A 14,970-nucleotide genomic window follows, 5' to 3' on the forward strand; every position below is an offset into this window, starting at 1 on the left:
TGTCTTACCATCAAGGCGGATCCCCTTTCAAGCGCAACAGCACACAAAACTCACCGAACAGGCGGCGTCGTTACGGGCGCGTCGGCGTCCGGGCGCTCATTCCTTGCACCCAGTCCGTGATTTCACGGGCTTCCTGCTCCGGCGCCAATAGCGGAATGGCATGGCCGCAATCCATCCGCACAGACGTCCATGGGCCGCGCACCAGGGCGGCGGCCCGCGCCGCGTCGGCATCATCCAGCGCGCCCATCAACCGGCCGTCCCGCATGTGATGGCGGGCATGGAGGAACAGTACCGGTTGGGTAATGCGCGCCAGCGTTTGCGCATGATCGAAGTTTTCTCCGGCGGTGCCCTCGATGAACGCGCGGGCGAAGTTGCCGTCGAACTGCGACATCCCGCGGATCATGATTCGCGAGCGCGGCGGCAGAAAAGGCAGGATAACCGCCTTGCCCGGCCTGAAGACCTGTTGCCAGGCAATAAGCAGGCCTGTCAGCGCCAGAAGCGGTTTCGGCGGTAACCGGGCGGCAGTGACCCCGCCGGACCGGTTGACGTTGGGGACGATATGTTCGAGAAACAGTCGGGCGAACCCGCCGCCGCCGGCAACCGCGGCGCGGGTAAAGGCCAGCCAGGTATCGTATACCCAGGTGCCGCGAATGTTCGCGGCGTCGCAGCGGAACAACGGCGGATCTTCCAAAACGATAGCGCTCACCCATTCGGGCGCGTTGGCGGCGAGCCATGCCGTTAGCACGCCGCCGGAGGAATTGCCGGCGACGATGGCCGGTTGGCCGACCACCTGGCGCAAAAAGGCGGTCATATCGGCGCCGAGCCGGTTGAACGTGTAGTGTCCGGGCGTCCAGCTGGAATTGCCGTGTCCGCGCAACGTGACCGCGAAAACCTGGAACCGGTCGCAAAGCAGCGGCATCAGGAACGTGTATTCCTCCCAGGTGGCCGATTGACCGTGCAGAAAGACCAGCGGGCTTCCGTTGGCCGGCCCTGCCACATAATTCAGGATAACGTCCCCGGTATGAAAGTGCTTTTCCACAAACCCCGCCCGGCGCAATCGCTTGTCCATAATGTTCCCTCCCGGCCGGCTGGTCTCCCGGCCTTGCAAAAAGTGTTGACGGCCCGGCACGCCGGGCCTATTCCGCGCCATCGGCGCCGTTTCGGTCATTGCTGTTCGCCTAGGGCCGATGCGGGCGCGCGCCTTTCAGTATAATGGCCGGCCGGGTGTGGGCAGCCGGACGATGGCGGCCAGGCCGCCGCCCGGCACATTGGTCAGCCGGATATCGCCGCCATGGGCACGAATAATATCCCGGGCTATCGCCAGCCCCAGACCCGTACCGCCGGTATCGCGATTGCGGGATGTTTCCAATCGGTGAAACGGCTTGAACGCATCCTCCATCAGCGGCTCCGGAATGCCGGGACCGCGATCCGCGATGCGGACCGTGATGGCGTCTTTCTCCTCCGTTAGCGATACGGCGGCGCTTTCGCCGTATTTGCAGCCGTTTTGGATGATATTGGCGAACACCCGCCGCATAGCCACCGGCTGGCAGTGCATCAAGGCATGGTAAGGGCCGGAGTAGGTGACCGCGTTGCCCTCATCCTGGAGGGTATCGCACACGCTTATCAGCAATGAGGCGATATCCACGCGCATGTAGGGCTCCTGCCGCGCATCGTCGCGCGCGAAGACCAAATATTCCCTGATCATGGTTTCCATATCCTGTAACACGGCGAGAATCTGCTCTTTCTTGTCCCGGTCCGGTATATTGTCCGTCAGCAACCGCATGCGCGTGAGCAGGGTGCGTAGATCATGGGAAATGGCGGCCAGCATATGGGTGCGCTCGTCGACAAACCGCTTTAAGCGTATTTGCGTCTCGCTGAAGGCGTCGGCGATATTCTTGAACTCCGGGATATGCATTTCCGGAATGGCGATAATATGCCGTTCCCGGCCGAGCCGTTCCGCCGCCAGCGACAATTTTTGCAAGGGCCTGAGCAGCGATCGCGCCATCCACACTGACATGATGAGTATCATCAAAATGCCGAAAACCGGCCCGATGAACACCCTCAGGTAAACCCAGGGCGACATGGCGAAATCCCGTGTTTTGAAGGTCAGCCAGGTGCCGTCGCGCAACGGAACATCAATGCGTATCAGGGTGAAAACGGCGATATCGCCTTGCCCTTTTTCCTCCAACTCGTCAATCATGCGGGTCGGCAGGTTGCGGACGATAACCGTCATTACCTTCATGCGGTGATAAACGGTGGCATGCGGCAGGCTGACGGAGATGATGGGCGGCGATGGGTCGCCCAGACGCTTTTGCAATGCTTTTTGCAAAAGCACCAACGTTTCGGTGAGGGGGCCTTGTCGGGCTGTGATACCATCCGGCGGCGTTAGGAAAATATCGAATCCGTCCTGGGCCTGCGACGCCGCTTTAATCACCGCGTTTCGTTGTTCGCCGGTAACGCTCTGCGCTTTATCGCGGGTTTCGGCAATCTGATTAATCAGCCAATTTTGCTCGTAAATATAAATATCCGGCAGCGGCACAAACTGTTTCGATAAAAAGTCCACGCCGACCACCGCCAGCATGACAAACGACATCAGCAGGATCAAACGCGGCGCCAGACTCCATCTTGACGGGCGAAGGAGCCGTTGTAATTCCATTAAGCCATGTCTCTGCGGATAACGTCGGACGCGAAAAAATAGCCTTCATGGCGGATCGTTTTAATCAAAGTGGGGTTTTGCGGATCGGGTTCGATTTTACGGCGCAGACGGCTGACCTGGACATCAATGGCCCGATCGAATGCATGAGCCATGCGGCCATGCAGCGCTTCCAGCAGCACATCGCGGTTAAGCGCGGTTTGCGGGTTTTCAATAAACAAGGTCAGCAAATCGAATTCCGTGCTGGTCAACACCACGAGAACATTGTCCGGCGATATCAACGTCCGCTTTTGCACGTCGATGGTCCAGCCGGAAAAGACATAGAGGGACGACTTCTGGAACGGCGTTTTGCTCCGTTCATGATTAACCCGGCGAAGCAGGGCGTGAATCCGGGCCAATAATTCCCCCGGGCTGAAAGGCTTGGCGACATAGTCATCCGCGCCCAGTTCCAGTCCGATGATCCTGTCCGTTTCGCCGTCCATCGCCGTCAATAGGATAACCGGTAACGGGTTATTGTTTTGCAAGCGGCGACATAACGCCAACCCATCCTCGCCCGGCATCATGATATCGAGCAAAAGCAAATCAACGGAAGTATTTTCCAAAATGGCGAACATTTCATTTCCATCAGCGGCTTGGCTGGTGACAAATCCCTGTTCACTCAGAAATAGGGAAAGGATGGTGCGAATAGATGTATCGTCATCAACGATTAATATATGTGCCATATGGGTTTCCACAGCCGGGGCGAGTAGGGATATATATCACATCGGTCGGTTAGAGAAAGGCGAACCGCGATACCGTTACAAAACGTTACCGAAGTCGTTACAAAATGTCACGCAACGGCGGCCTATATTGTCATCGAATAATTTACTATGCCCTTGCCTATGCAATGACATTAAGGGATGCCTTTCATGTTTGCTATTAAACCCGGTTTGATGATGCCGATTTTCGCTCTGGCGGTGGCCAATATGATGCCCCTCGCCCATGCCCAGGAACCGCAGGATCAGAATGGGCGGGGTATTACCGGCCAATTTACACTGGGCGCCGGTATGGCGCCGGAATTTGAAGGGTCGGACGATTATAAAGCCGTGCCGCTGGTACTTGGTCGGGTCGCCTATGAAACCTATTACCTTGAAATACAGGGATCTTCGGCGCGAATCAACCTTTCGCCGCTGCCGAATATCGCGTTCGGCCCCGCTGTCGCTTCACGAGGCGGCCGCGACCATAGTGTCGATAATGATCGTATCGCCAGAATGCACGAGATAGACCGGGCCTTTGAAGCGGGCGGTTTTGTCCGTTTTTCGTTGCGCCAGGTACTGGATCCCACTGATGAGCTGGCTTTCGAGACGGAAATTCTGGCCGATACCAGCGGCGTCTATGACGGTTATGTGGTCACATTCGGACCGATCTACAGCTTTTCCCCCACCGATAACCTGCGGCTGGGCATGCGTCTTTTCGCCACCTACGCCGATGATAATTTCGCCCAGACCTACTTCGGCGTAAACGCCGATGACGCCGCCCGTAGCGGGCTGGCGCAATACAGCGCCAGCGGCGGCCTGAAGGATGCCGGCCTGGGCGTTAACGCCCTGTATCGATTCAATGACTCTTGGGGATTGACGGCGACGGTTCGTTACGCGCGCTTGCTTGGCGATGCGGCGGACAGCCCGATTGTCAAGGACGCCGGCTCCCCATCACAGACCTTTATCGGCGCCGGTGTTTTTTATCGTTTTTGATGAGCCTTTGGTTTTTTGCCGTTTTGACAACATGGCGCGATGGCGCGCGCGAACGCGGCCAACAACGAGACCGCTTGAAGTATGACGAGTATAGGGTTTTTTCGTCATACTTCCCGCCCCAACAAAGAAGGGGCTGTCACATGGCAGGGATTAAAGCAAAAATAAACTGCCGCCTCTGACAAGAGGTGACTTACTGTTTAACTTAACAGATGAATTTTTTTGTGATTATAATAAATTTGTTAGCTGAATCGTGTCTAACTTCCTCTGAAATTCAATGGATTGAAATAATTTATGAAAGAATATACCGATTCCGACAAGGTAGGATATCTTCGGGATATCGATAGGAAATATCTCTCGTGGGGCGATACCGTGCATTATCAGGAAAACCCTATTATCGCCAAAAATTGTTATAAACATATTGTCGAAGATTTGGAAGGCCGAAAATATATCGATACCCAGATGTGGCATTCAAGTTGTAATTTCGGCTATAAAAATGAATTTATCGACCGCCGGGTCAGTGATAAGTTGCGGGATTTGCCGCAAGTCAGCGGTGATTTCCTGCATGAAGAGAAATTATTATTGGCGAAAGCGGTTTGCGACGCCATTTATGAGCGCACCGGCGTGGCGGGCCGGGTATCGTTCAACGCCAGCGGCACGCTGGTGGTGGAGGATGCGCTGAAAATCGTCAGGAAGAACACCCAACGAAATAAAGTCGCCGCCATGACCGGGGCATACCATGGCCGTTCACTGACGGTCAGCGGCATTTCCAGCAGCCATCGCTATCGTCAGTACTATGGCGAATTTGCCGATCGGGCGATTTTATTTCCCTTTGCCAACTGCGCCCATTGTTATTATGAGAAACAACCACACAGTTGCGGTTGTTACTGCGGGAAAATGATCAAAAAGTCCATGGACACGGATTTTTATGGTATATGCTCCGAAGACAGCAATGAAATTGGCGCGGTTTTTCTGGAAATGTGTCAGGGGCGGGGCTATACCATTCCCCCCAGGGATTTTTATCAAAAGTTCGTGCCGGAAATGCAAAAGCGTGGAATTCTTGTCGTCGACGATGAAATACAGGTGGGGATGTATCGCACGGGTAAACTTTTCGCCTTCGAACACTTCGGCATTACGCCTGATATTATTACGTTAAGCAAATCCTTCACCAATGGCCTCAGTCCCATTAGTATGGTTTGGGCGCGGGACGACCTGGTTAACCCGGAAAACTTCTCTCCCGGCCATGCGCACAGTAATTTCGCCAATCATCCGCTGGGTACCACCGCCGCCCTGGCCGCCTGGGAATACATGATGGGGCAAAATTACCAGGAAACCTTGCCGGCTAAATCGGATTATTATCTCGCCGGCTTGCGCAAGCTTAAAGAGAAATACTCATTTATTCACAGCGTCGACGGTCTCGGCATGCTGTTTAATATCGTTTTCGCCGATCCGTCCGGCAGGCCTTATAAAAATGCCGGCAAATATGTGGTCACCGCCGCGCAGGATCAGGATTATCACTACCGGCAACAGCCCTGGCGTCTGATACTCAACAGTGGCGGGTATTGGAATGAAGGACTGAAACTGGCGCCGTACCTCGATATTTCCCAACAGGAAATCGATCTGACACTGGCCCTGCTCGACCAGGTGCTGGAGACATTCGCGGCGCGGCGGGGGGACGACCATGAAATGCGTTGTCAGCAACGGTAAAGGCTCGCTAACTTTTCAGGCCAATCATCCGGTAGTGAATCCCAATAACTGGCCGCTGTGGGACGTGTGTTTTTGCGGTATCTGCAAAAGCGATCAGCATTTCGTTTATCAAGAGGGCAGTAAAGGGCTTATTCTCGGCCATGAAGTGGTTTGTCGGGATGATCGTGGCCGGTATTTCGTTTTAAATAATGAAATCGCCTGCGGCCGCTGTGAGCACTGCCTGGAGGGCGAAACCAGCCATTGCCGCCATTTACAGGAACTCGGCGTCAATCGCCATGGCGGGTATGCCGAAAAAATTCCGGCGCCGAGGGAAAGTCTGTACCGCCTGACCTGTCGCAACAAAATGATCGGCGTCCTGGCCGAGCCGCTGGCCTGCGTTTTCCATGCGCTGGATCGCCTGGCGCGTGCTGTAAATCTTGATGGCGGCAAAAAGGTCTTGATTATCGGGTCCGGCGTATCGGGCAAATTGCTGGCGCATGTGTTGATCACCCATTATCCGATGCTATCGCTGAGTTTGTATGATATTGCCGCTGAATCGATGCAATGGGCGTCGGCGTTCCCCTCAATCACCCGCCTGACGGACATCCGAGACCCCGCTTTTCCCCTCGTCGTCGAATGTACCGGCGCGCCGGACGGCTTGGCGCAGGGTATCGCGGCGGTCAGGAACGGCGGCGTATTGATGCTTTACGGCATCCAGCCCGAAGGGACGCCGCTGATGATCACGGCGGAGGAAATCCTGTTTCGCGAGATAACCGTTCTCCCTTCGCGGGCAGGGTGCAGCCCGGACACTTTTTCCCGTGCCCTGGCGCATCTTGCCGCCCACCAGACCTTCTTCGACAGCATGTTGGGTAAAGTGATCCCATTGGAACAATTGCCCGGTGAATTACGACCGGGACAGGCATTGCAGGGTACGCGAACCGTTATCAAAATCGGTTCGTCACAGTCGGCGGACGCCTAGCGCCGGGATGGCGCGACCCGGCCGATGCCGGGAATCACACTTCAGGAGGATACATGCTTATTCATCAGGTTTTTTTTCATTTCCGCGAGGGATTGCCCCCTGACGAACTGACCACGGTAAAACACAGCCTATTGGCGATGAAGGAGGTTATCGCCGAGATCCGCGAAGCCCGCTGGCGGGTGAATACCAGCCGGGAGGAACGGGATTGCGGTTTTAAATATGGCATTACGCTGGCCTTCGACGGTCAAAGGGAACTCGATGCCTACCTCACTCATCCCCATCATCAGGATGTCTGCCGACGGGATTTATTTCCCGCCCTGGCGAGTATCCATAAGGGACTGATGGTGTTTGATTATCAGGAATGATTGCCATGGAAAACGTAAACGCCGCCAATGCCCCGCGCGATGAGGTGTTGGCCTTGAATATCCCGCCGGGTTACGCGGTGGATCGACGGCATATCGAAATCATGACCCGGCCGAATACCGATTTTTGGCAAAAGACCTGGTACGGCCATAGCGCCGCCAGTGGCCATGCTGTGCTGTTTCGGCTGCGCCATGACGAGGCGGTCAGCGTCATGCTGCATTTTACCCCCGAGCAGTGCTTCCAGCAGGCGGGTCTGATGCTTTATCAGGATGAACGCCATTGGGTTAAATTCGGCCTGGAAATGGAAGCGGATCATCGCGTTAAACTGGGCGTCACGCTCACCCGCGATGGCCATTCCGACTGGAATTGCCAGGAAATCGCAACGCCGATGGAGATGGCGCGGCATTTAAGGATAGGGCTGGGACGCGGCGCCTGGCGCTTTTTCCATCGCTCCATCGGCCCGTTCGGCGAACCGATGCGCATCGCGCCCGCCTTCGCCGCGACGGACCAGCCGCTGTTCGCCGGAGTGTTCGCCGCCAGCCCGGGCGAAACCGGATGCAAAGCGGTATTCACCCACCTGGAGTTTGAATAATATGCAGAGGGACAGGCAATGGAAATGAAAGATAAAGTCGTTATCGTCACCGGCGCCGGCAGCGGCATCGGCGCGGCGGCCAGCCGGCTGTTTTATGACGCGGGCGCGAGCGTGGTGCTGGTGGGAAGGCATCGGCAAAAACTGGCGAGCGCGGCCGAGGCGTTCGCCCCTGATCGACATGCCGTTATCACCGCGGACGTTGCCCGACGCGAGGAGGTGGAATCCCTTTATCGCCACGCGCTGGAAAAATTCCGGCGGCTGGACGTACTGGTGAATAACGCCGGCATACAAATACCCGGCAATGTATTGCAGAGCAATTTCAGCAATTGGCACACGCTGGTGGCGAACAACCTCGATAGCGTTATGTTTAATTCCACTCTGGCGCTGCCCTATCTGCAAAAGACCGGCGGTTGTATCGTGAATATCTCTTCGGTATCCGGCATGAGGGGGGACTGGGGCGGCGCCCATTACTGCGCGGTGAAGGGCGCGATAGTGAATTTGACGCGCGCCATGGCCCTTGATCACGCCGCGGACGGCGTCAGAATCAATTGCGTCTGTCCCGGATTGACCCTGACCGATATGACGGCCGGGTTTTCCAAAGAGATCCTCGGGGCGTTTTACCGGCGTATTCCCTTGGGCCGCGCGGCGCGGCCGGCGGAAATCGCCGGCGCGATTCTTTTCCTCGCCAGCGAGGCGGCCAGCTTTATTACCGGGGCCGTGCTGCCGGTGGACGGCGGCGCCACCGCCTCCAACGGCCATCCGCAATTGCCGTTCGACGCGTTCTGATCGGTTTTGATGACCAATCCCCGGCGGCTTATGCCGACTGACCGTCGCCGGGGACATCGCCGCCTAAAAATCCATTTGACGGAAAACGACTTGGCCGTCGCAAATCGTGAGCATGTTTTGCAATAGACCATCGCCGGCCAGTAGCTCCCCGTCTTTATCGAAAAAAGTCGTGGCCTGCTTTTTCATTTTCATGATACACACATCGGCGCAGGCGCCGTTTCGCAGCGTTCCTATCTTGTCCGCTTGTCCGATAATGCCCGCCGGCGTGGCCGTAACGGCTCTGACCACCTCCTGCAGCGGCATACCCATGGCGATATACTTGGACATCAAGAAATTCAGGCTGAACATGATGCCCGGTTTCCAGGCACTGTAGCGGGTGATATCCGAAGAGATGATATCCGGATAAAAGTGTTGGGCGAAAGCCTGTCTGGCGACGCGGAAGCTGAACAGATTGATGCCTTGCGCGGCGTCAAAATAGACGCCGCGCCGTTGCGCCGAAAAGATGTCGGGAAGAACGTTGCCGTCGCCGTCGAGAATGGTATGCCCGGTGTCATGATAACAATGGGCGAAAACATCCCCCGGACGCAAAAAGCCCGCCAGCGTATCCATCGTTATCAGGCAGTTGGGTACATGCACGCAAACAGCAAGGCCCACCTGCTCGGCCAGTCGCAGGGTATCCCTCAAAGGCGAATCGTCTTCGCCATACAGTTCCTTGCCGAAGCGTAATTTCAAACCGATAAGCGACGGGCGGTATTTCTCGCAACAGGCAATAATCTCGGGACCATTAATATGGCGGCCGTTGATTTTTTCCGGGTAGCCGCTATCGCCGCCCAGCGTCACCTGGCCGGCATGGGACACGTTCAGGTAATAAAATAACCGCATTCTGCTTCTGTCGATAATGGACCGCTGGAAAATATCGACGTTGCTCCAGCCGCAGGTCCCGGCGTCCACGGCCGTGGTGATGCCCGAAGGTAAAAAGGTGATATCCGGATCGATGCTGATAGCCGAACCGCCGTAAAAAAAGTGGCTGTGAAAATCAATCAGGCCGGGCAAGACATAACAACCGGCGGCATCAATCACCTGCCCGGTTCGCGTTGGCTCCTCGGTTTTCGCATCAACGATCCGGTTGCCCTTGATGGCGATATCGGCGATGCGGTCAATTTTACGGGCGGGGTCGATAACGTGTCCGCCCCGGATGAGGATATCGATGTCGCTCACAGTGATTCTCCTTTCTTCAACCTCACGCCGGCGGTGCGGGGTTCAATGGGTTTTACCTCCGGCAGCCAGATGCCATAGGTGATGGCGCCGACGATACCGATCACGCCGGCAATAACCAACGGCAGAATAAAAGAATGGGTCGCCTGCATGATCATGCCGACCATGATAGGCGAGATAATCCCGGCGAGATTGCCCACCATATTCTGTATTCCGCCGATGGTGGCAACGTTGGATTTGGACGGCGCCACATCGGAAGGCAGCGTCCACATGACCGCCGCCGCCAGAGTGGCGGAAAAGTTGGCCGTGCATAATGCCGCCATGGAGACGACGATAGTCGGGGAAAACGCGGCCAGCGCAATCGCGGTGCTGCCCAGCAAGCCTATTACCAGCGGGATTTTGCGCGCTTTGGTTAACGACGCGCCGCGCCGCACCAGCCCGTCTGATAGCCACCCCCCCGCCCAGCCGCCGATAATGGCCGCGATCCCAGGCAACATGCCAATAAAACCGAACGAGAGCAGGGTCAGATGGAATGTCTGGATCAGGTAGGTGGGAAACCAGGTAAAGAAAAAATAGGAAACGAAATCAACGCAAAACAGGCCGACCGACATCGCCTGCACCGTGCGATTGGCGCAGAGCTGGCGAATGGTCATCGGGTTATCCTGTTGCTGGGGGGCGTCAACGCCTATCAACGCTTTTTCCTGCGGACTGACCGTCGGGTGATGCTCAGGATCGCGGTAGTAAAGATACCAGGCCAGGGCCCATAAGATGGCGGCGGCGCCGATGACGATAAAGGCGGTGCGCCAACTTGTCCAGGCGATGAGCGCGGACACCAGCGGGATCACTAATGTGCCGCCAATCTTGCTGCCGTTATTATAGGTGGCCGTGGCGGAAGTGCGCTCCCGGACCGGGAACCACTTGGTGACGGTGGCGGAACATACCGGGTAGGTCGGCGCCTCGGCGGTACCTAGCAGCATGCGCAGGGCGATAAGGCCCGGAATGCTTTTTATCAGGCCGGTGCCGAGGGTGGCGATACCCCAGCCGAGACTGCTTAGGGTGAATACGATGCGCGAGCCGAGCTTATCGACCAGATAGCCCCCCGGCAGTTGGAAAAACGTGTAACACCAAAAAAAAGCGGAAAGAATAACGCCGCTTTCCGTCGCGCTTAATTTCAGGTCATGTGAAATAAAGGGCAAGGCCACACTGACCGCCGCCCGATCAATATAATTTATGCCGATGCCCAGCGTCATTAACGCCAGGATCCCATAGCGGATATAGGTGTTCTTTGCAGGATGCATTATTGTCCTCTTCCAGTCTCTGTCTTTTTATTATTACGCATGTCGAGCGGTCGGTAAGTTTGCCGGTATTTACAACTACGCGATAATTCCCCCTTTTTCTATTAGGAAAAAGAGAATGAATGATGCCTGTACTCGAAAACCCCAAACCGCCCCTTTTTTATTGGCCGTCGTGTTCAATACAAATAGTCAAGATGATGAGAAACCAAAGCGTTATAGACCCACCACATTCGGCGGCGTTTTATTTTCAATCAGCAAGTCTATGATTTGCCGCACGCAATGATTGCCGACCGCATTGACCGCGCCTTCGGTGTAACCGGCGATATGCGCCGTGGGGAGCAGGTTTTTCAAGGTAAACAACGGGTGGCGCGTGACCGGTTCCTCGCTGAACGCATCCAGCGCCGCGCCCGCGATGTCTTTATTGACCAGGGCCTGATATAAATCATCTTCATTGACGATACCGCCTCGCGCCGCATTGATGAGATAGGCGGTTTTTTTCATTTTGCTCAGCCGCCCGGCGTCGAAAAGATGGGTGCTTTGCGGGGTGAGGGGCATATGGATACTGATGAAATCGCTTTCCTCCACCAGCCTGTCAAGTTCAACAAAAGTGACATGGTGTGTTTCGGCGAAGGCATTGTCCTGAAAGGGATCGTATGCCAACACCCGCATATCGAATCCGCTCGCCCGACGGGCAACCCCTTTACCGATATTACCCAGGCCAACGATCCCTAGCGTTTTACCGTAAACATCGGCGGCGAAAACGCGCGGCCAGGCCCCTTGCCGGGTCTGGTCAATGGCGTCGGGCAGCAGCCTGGCGCAATTAAGAATTTGCGCGAAGGCGAAATCCGCAACGGCGTGACGGTTGGCGTTGGGCACATTGGTCACCAGGATCGATCTTTGCCTGGCGGCGCGGGTATCGATATTATCGATACCCACGCCATGTTTGGCGATGATTCTAAGCTGGGGCAACGCGTCCATCAGGCGGGCGTCGATATCTTCTAGACCGGCGATGATGGCCGCGATTTGGCGGCGGACATCTTCCGGTTGTTGCAACACCTCTGCAACGGTACGACAGGCCAGATAGGAAAACCGGTTCGCCATGAGGGTTTTGATGGCGGAGTCATCATATTTGGCAAATGAAGGAGACAGCGATAAAACATACATAATGGCCTCAATAGTGTTTAAACTCGTTATGCTTCACGTTGCCTCTTTGTCGGCCGCAACTGGAAGTCTGTCGAGTTTATTTTGGTCGTACTTTCCCTTTGGCGCTTTGCCGGCCGCGTTTACCGGTATCTTTCCAGTATTTGGCGGATTTTTTCTTCATCCTCCGCGCTGTAATAGACCGGGAAGCGACTCTCGCCGGCGTCATGCCCCATTAATTGCACCGCTTTTTTTACCGTGGCCGAGAAAAACAGCGAGACATCGCCCAGTTCTTTACGCAGCCCGCCGAGACTCTCCTGCGCCCGGCGCGACTGCGTGATATTGCCGGCCTTGAACTCGGCCCAGACCCTTTGCACCACCGCCGGCGCGATGTTGGCCATTCCCGAAATACAGGCGACGGCGCCGGCGACAAAGCCCTCATGCACCAACGCGTCGGGGCCGGTCAACACATCGAAGCCCTCGATATCTTTTGTCGCATCGATAAGGGATTGTAATGATTCCAGTGTGCCGGTGGTGTCTTTAATTCCAATGATTTGCGGATGCCGCGCCAGCTCACGAACGGTTTCCGGCCGCAGGGCGTTACCCGTCCTCGCCGGAATGTTGTACAGATACATCGGCGCGGTTATGGCATCGGCGATTTGGGTAAAGTGGCGGATCAATTCGTGTTGTTTGAGCGGCACGAACCAGGGCGTTATCACCGAAACCGCATCCACGCCCAGTGCGGCAATCTGTTTGCCCAATCGAAGGGTATTCCGGGTGGAGATTTCACCAATGTGGCTGACCACCGGCACGCTTCCCCCGGCGGTCTGAACGCAGGTTTCGGTAATCGCGATTTTTTCCCGCTCGCTCAGCACGAAAAATTCGCCGTTTGTTCCACAGCAAAATATCCCGTTGCCGTTAGCCGCCTGCCGCTTCACCTGTTGGGCCATCATGAGCGGGTCATACTCGCCTTGCCCATCGAAGGGCGTCAGGATCGCGGCCAGCACGCCCTCAATTTTCTTGGTCATTTTTCTGCCTTCCTTATGGACATGCCGTTAATGGCTTCGGGGAAACAGCGACAAATAAACCGCCCGGACATCGTCGGCGCCCACGGTCATCGGTACGTTTTTCATCAGCCGCTGCACGTCCAGGGCCGCTTCCACCAAATAGGGCAAATGGTCGGGACCGATACCCAACTCGTCCAGGCCGGCCGGCAGATTAAGCCGCTTCACCAACGCGGCGAAGTAGTCCACCAAGGCATGGGATTTCTCCTCTTCGCTAAGTGGCGTCTTTGCCCCGGGCAGCACATCGTAGACCTGAGCGAATTTGCTCACGACGGCGGGACGCACGAAACGCATGCAGGGCGCCAATAGAATGGCGTTGGCCACGCCATGGGGAATATGGTATTTGCCGCCGAGGGGATAGGACATCGCATGGACCAAATGGGTACCGGCGTGAGCGATGGCCGCGCCGCCATAATAAGAAGCCCACAGCATATTCAGTCGGGCCTCGAGGTTTTGCGGTTCGGTTACGGCCGTTTCCAGGTTGGCGAACAGTTTTTTCAAGCCTATCAGCGCATAATTATCGCTGACCGGATTGGCGACGGTGGCCGTGAAGCACTCGATCAGATGGCAGAGCGCGTCAATGCCGGTGGAGGAGGCGATGCGCGGCGGCATTGAGGTGGTCAGCTCGGGGATCAACGCGACATAATCCGGCAGCATAACCGGAGAGATGATACCCACTTTGGTCTCTTTTTCCACAATGGCCAGGATGGCGTTGGGCGTCGCTTCCGAGCCGGTGCCCGCCGTGGTCGGGATCAGCAGTGAGGACGCGCGGGCGACCGGTTTCCCGCCCGCCAGCAGTTGCTCCAGCGTGGGGGCCCCATCGACGCAGAGTACGGACAGCAGTTTGGCGACATCCAGTACGCTGCCGCCGCCGATACCGATCACCAGATCCGCCTTGCGGGTCGCCAATTGAGTAAGAATGGCCGCCATATCGTGCTGGCTGGGTTCCGCCGGCACGTTGTCGATTAAGGTCAGGGCGGATACGTTGGCTCGCACATGCGCAATCAGGGTTTGAACGGCGGGGATGCCGACGATATTTCCATCGGTCACCAGCAATACGGTTTGCTTACCCGACAAGATATAGCGAATGTCGTCCAGGCTCTGAAAGCCGCTGATAATGGTACTATTGATATTCATGCCTTTTCTCTTTCTCTCCTCGCGCCGGTCGTAATCCTGGTGATTTTATTTGGTCATTTTCACCTGAGTCTGATCACAGATTATGGCTTTTTTATAGAACATAGGGGTTTTTATTAACTTGACATTGCTCACATTTAATCAAATATGCTTTAATATAATCATAATGCAACAAGCATAGCACGACAAATCCTGTGTGGGTATGACGAAAGCCGATGGCTTAGCGATGCAAGCACCCCGACAAACGTTGTCCGATGAGTGAGGAGACATCGAGTGAGTAAAGCCATAGCGGTGACCATGGGCGATCCGGCGGGCATCGGTCCGGAAATTATCATC

Annotated in this window: 14 protein-coding genes; 6 read left to right on the plus strand and 8 right to left on the minus strand. The window is 55.9% G+C overall.

Annotated elements, in window-relative coordinates:
* Positions 1–70: 70 nt before the first annotated feature.
* The 3 genes from FCN80_RS21855 to FCN80_RS21865 all read right to left on the minus strand — a co-directional run bounded on the left by FCN80_RS21855 (position 71) and on the right by FCN80_RS21865 (position 3,375).
* Positions 71–1,069, minus strand: coding sequence for an alpha/beta hydrolase (locus FCN80_RS21855; protein WP_170975488.1), 999 nt, complete (start codon positions 1,067–1,069; stop codon positions 71–73).
* 135 nt (positions 1,070–1,204) lie between these two features.
* The gene (locus tag FCN80_RS21860) at positions 1,205–2,656 is read right to left on the minus strand and encodes a sensor histidine kinase (protein ID WP_136992465.1); all 1,452 of its coding nucleotides are present in this window, start codon (positions 2,654–2,656) and stop codon (positions 1,205–1,207) included.
* Positions 2,656–3,375 carry a response regulator gene (locus FCN80_RS21865; RefSeq protein WP_136992466.1) on the minus strand — a complete coding sequence of 240 codons (720 nt, stop codon included), beginning with the start codon at positions 3,373–3,375 and terminating at the stop codon, positions 2,656–2,658. The genes FCN80_RS21860 and FCN80_RS21865 overlap by 1 nt, the downstream gene beginning before the upstream one ends.
* A 186-nt stretch (positions 3,376–3,561) precedes the next feature.
* Between FCN80_RS21865 and FCN80_RS21870 the strand changes: the two genes are divergently transcribed.
* From FCN80_RS21870 to budC, 6 genes are all read left to right on the plus strand, one after another.
* Positions 3,562–4,383: a MipA/OmpV family protein gene (locus FCN80_RS21870; RefSeq protein ID WP_170975489.1), complete on the plus strand. Its 822-nt coding sequence runs from the start codon at positions 3,562–3,564 to the stop codon at positions 4,381–4,383.
* Between the two features lie 291 nt (positions 4,384–4,674).
* Positions 4,675–6,087 (plus strand): aspartate aminotransferase family protein, encoded by a 1,413-nt coding sequence (locus FCN80_RS21875; RefSeq protein WP_136992468.1) that lies wholly within the window; start codon positions 4,675–4,677, stop codon positions 6,085–6,087.
* Positions 6,062–7,045 (plus strand): zinc-binding dehydrogenase, encoded by a 984-nt coding sequence (locus tag FCN80_RS21880; RefSeq protein ID WP_136992469.1) that lies wholly within the window; start codon positions 6,062–6,064, stop codon positions 7,043–7,045. The genes FCN80_RS21875 and FCN80_RS21880 overlap by 26 nt, the downstream gene beginning before the upstream one ends.
* Positions 7,046–7,098: 53 nt before the next feature.
* The gene (locus FCN80_RS21885; protein WP_136992470.1) at positions 7,099–7,410 is read left to right on the plus strand and encodes a Dabb family protein; all 312 of its coding nucleotides are present in this window, start codon (positions 7,099–7,101) and stop codon (positions 7,408–7,410) included.
* Between the two features lie 5 nt (positions 7,411–7,415).
* Positions 7,416–8,000 carry a DUF1349 domain-containing protein gene (locus FCN80_RS21890; RefSeq protein ID WP_170975490.1) on the plus strand — a complete coding sequence of 195 codons (585 nt, stop codon included), beginning with the start codon at positions 7,416–7,418 and terminating at the stop codon, positions 7,998–8,000.
* An 18-nt stretch (positions 8,001–8,018) separates the two neighbouring features.
* Positions 8,019–8,786, plus strand: a complete 768-nt coding sequence (gene budC, locus FCN80_RS21895) for a meso-2,3-butanediol dehydrogenase (RefSeq protein WP_136992472.1) — start codon at positions 8,019–8,021, stop codon at positions 8,784–8,786.
* A gap of 63 nt (positions 8,787–8,849) precedes the next feature.
* Here budC and FCN80_RS21900 read toward each other — a convergent pair whose 3' ends face one another.
* From FCN80_RS21900 to FCN80_RS21920, 5 genes are all read right to left on the minus strand, one after another.
* Positions 8,850–10,004, minus strand: a complete 1,155-nt coding sequence (locus FCN80_RS21900) for a metallo-dependent hydrolase (RefSeq protein ID WP_170975491.1) — start codon at positions 10,002–10,004, stop codon at positions 8,850–8,852.
* On the minus strand, positions 10,001–11,299 hold the full coding sequence (locus FCN80_RS21905; RefSeq protein ID WP_136992474.1) for an MFS transporter: 1,299 nt from the start codon (positions 11,297–11,299) through the stop codon (positions 10,001–10,003). Before FCN80_RS21905 ends, FCN80_RS21900 begins: the two co-directional genes overlap by 4 nt.
* A gap of 210 nt (positions 11,300–11,509) precedes the next feature.
* Positions 11,510–12,460 carry a phosphoglycerate dehydrogenase gene (locus FCN80_RS21910; RefSeq protein WP_136992475.1) on the minus strand — a complete coding sequence of 317 codons (951 nt, stop codon included), beginning with the start codon at positions 12,458–12,460 and terminating at the stop codon, positions 11,510–11,512.
* 119 nt (positions 12,461–12,579) lie between these two features.
* A complete protein-coding gene (locus FCN80_RS21915; RefSeq protein WP_136992476.1) occupies positions 12,580–13,464 on the minus strand; it encodes a dihydrodipicolinate synthase family protein in 885 nt (294 codons plus the stop codon).
* Positions 13,465–13,491: 27 nt separating this feature from the next.
* The gene (locus FCN80_RS21920) at positions 13,492–14,637 is read right to left on the minus strand and encodes an iron-containing alcohol dehydrogenase (protein WP_136992477.1); all 1,146 of its coding nucleotides are present in this window, start codon (positions 14,635–14,637) and stop codon (positions 13,492–13,494) included.
* Positions 14,638–14,970 lie beyond the last annotated feature (333 nt).

The sequence above is a fragment of the Martelella alba genome (assembly GCF_005217455.1).
GTDB lineage: Bacteria > Pseudomonadota > Gammaproteobacteria > Enterobacterales > Enterobacteriaceae > Acerihabitans.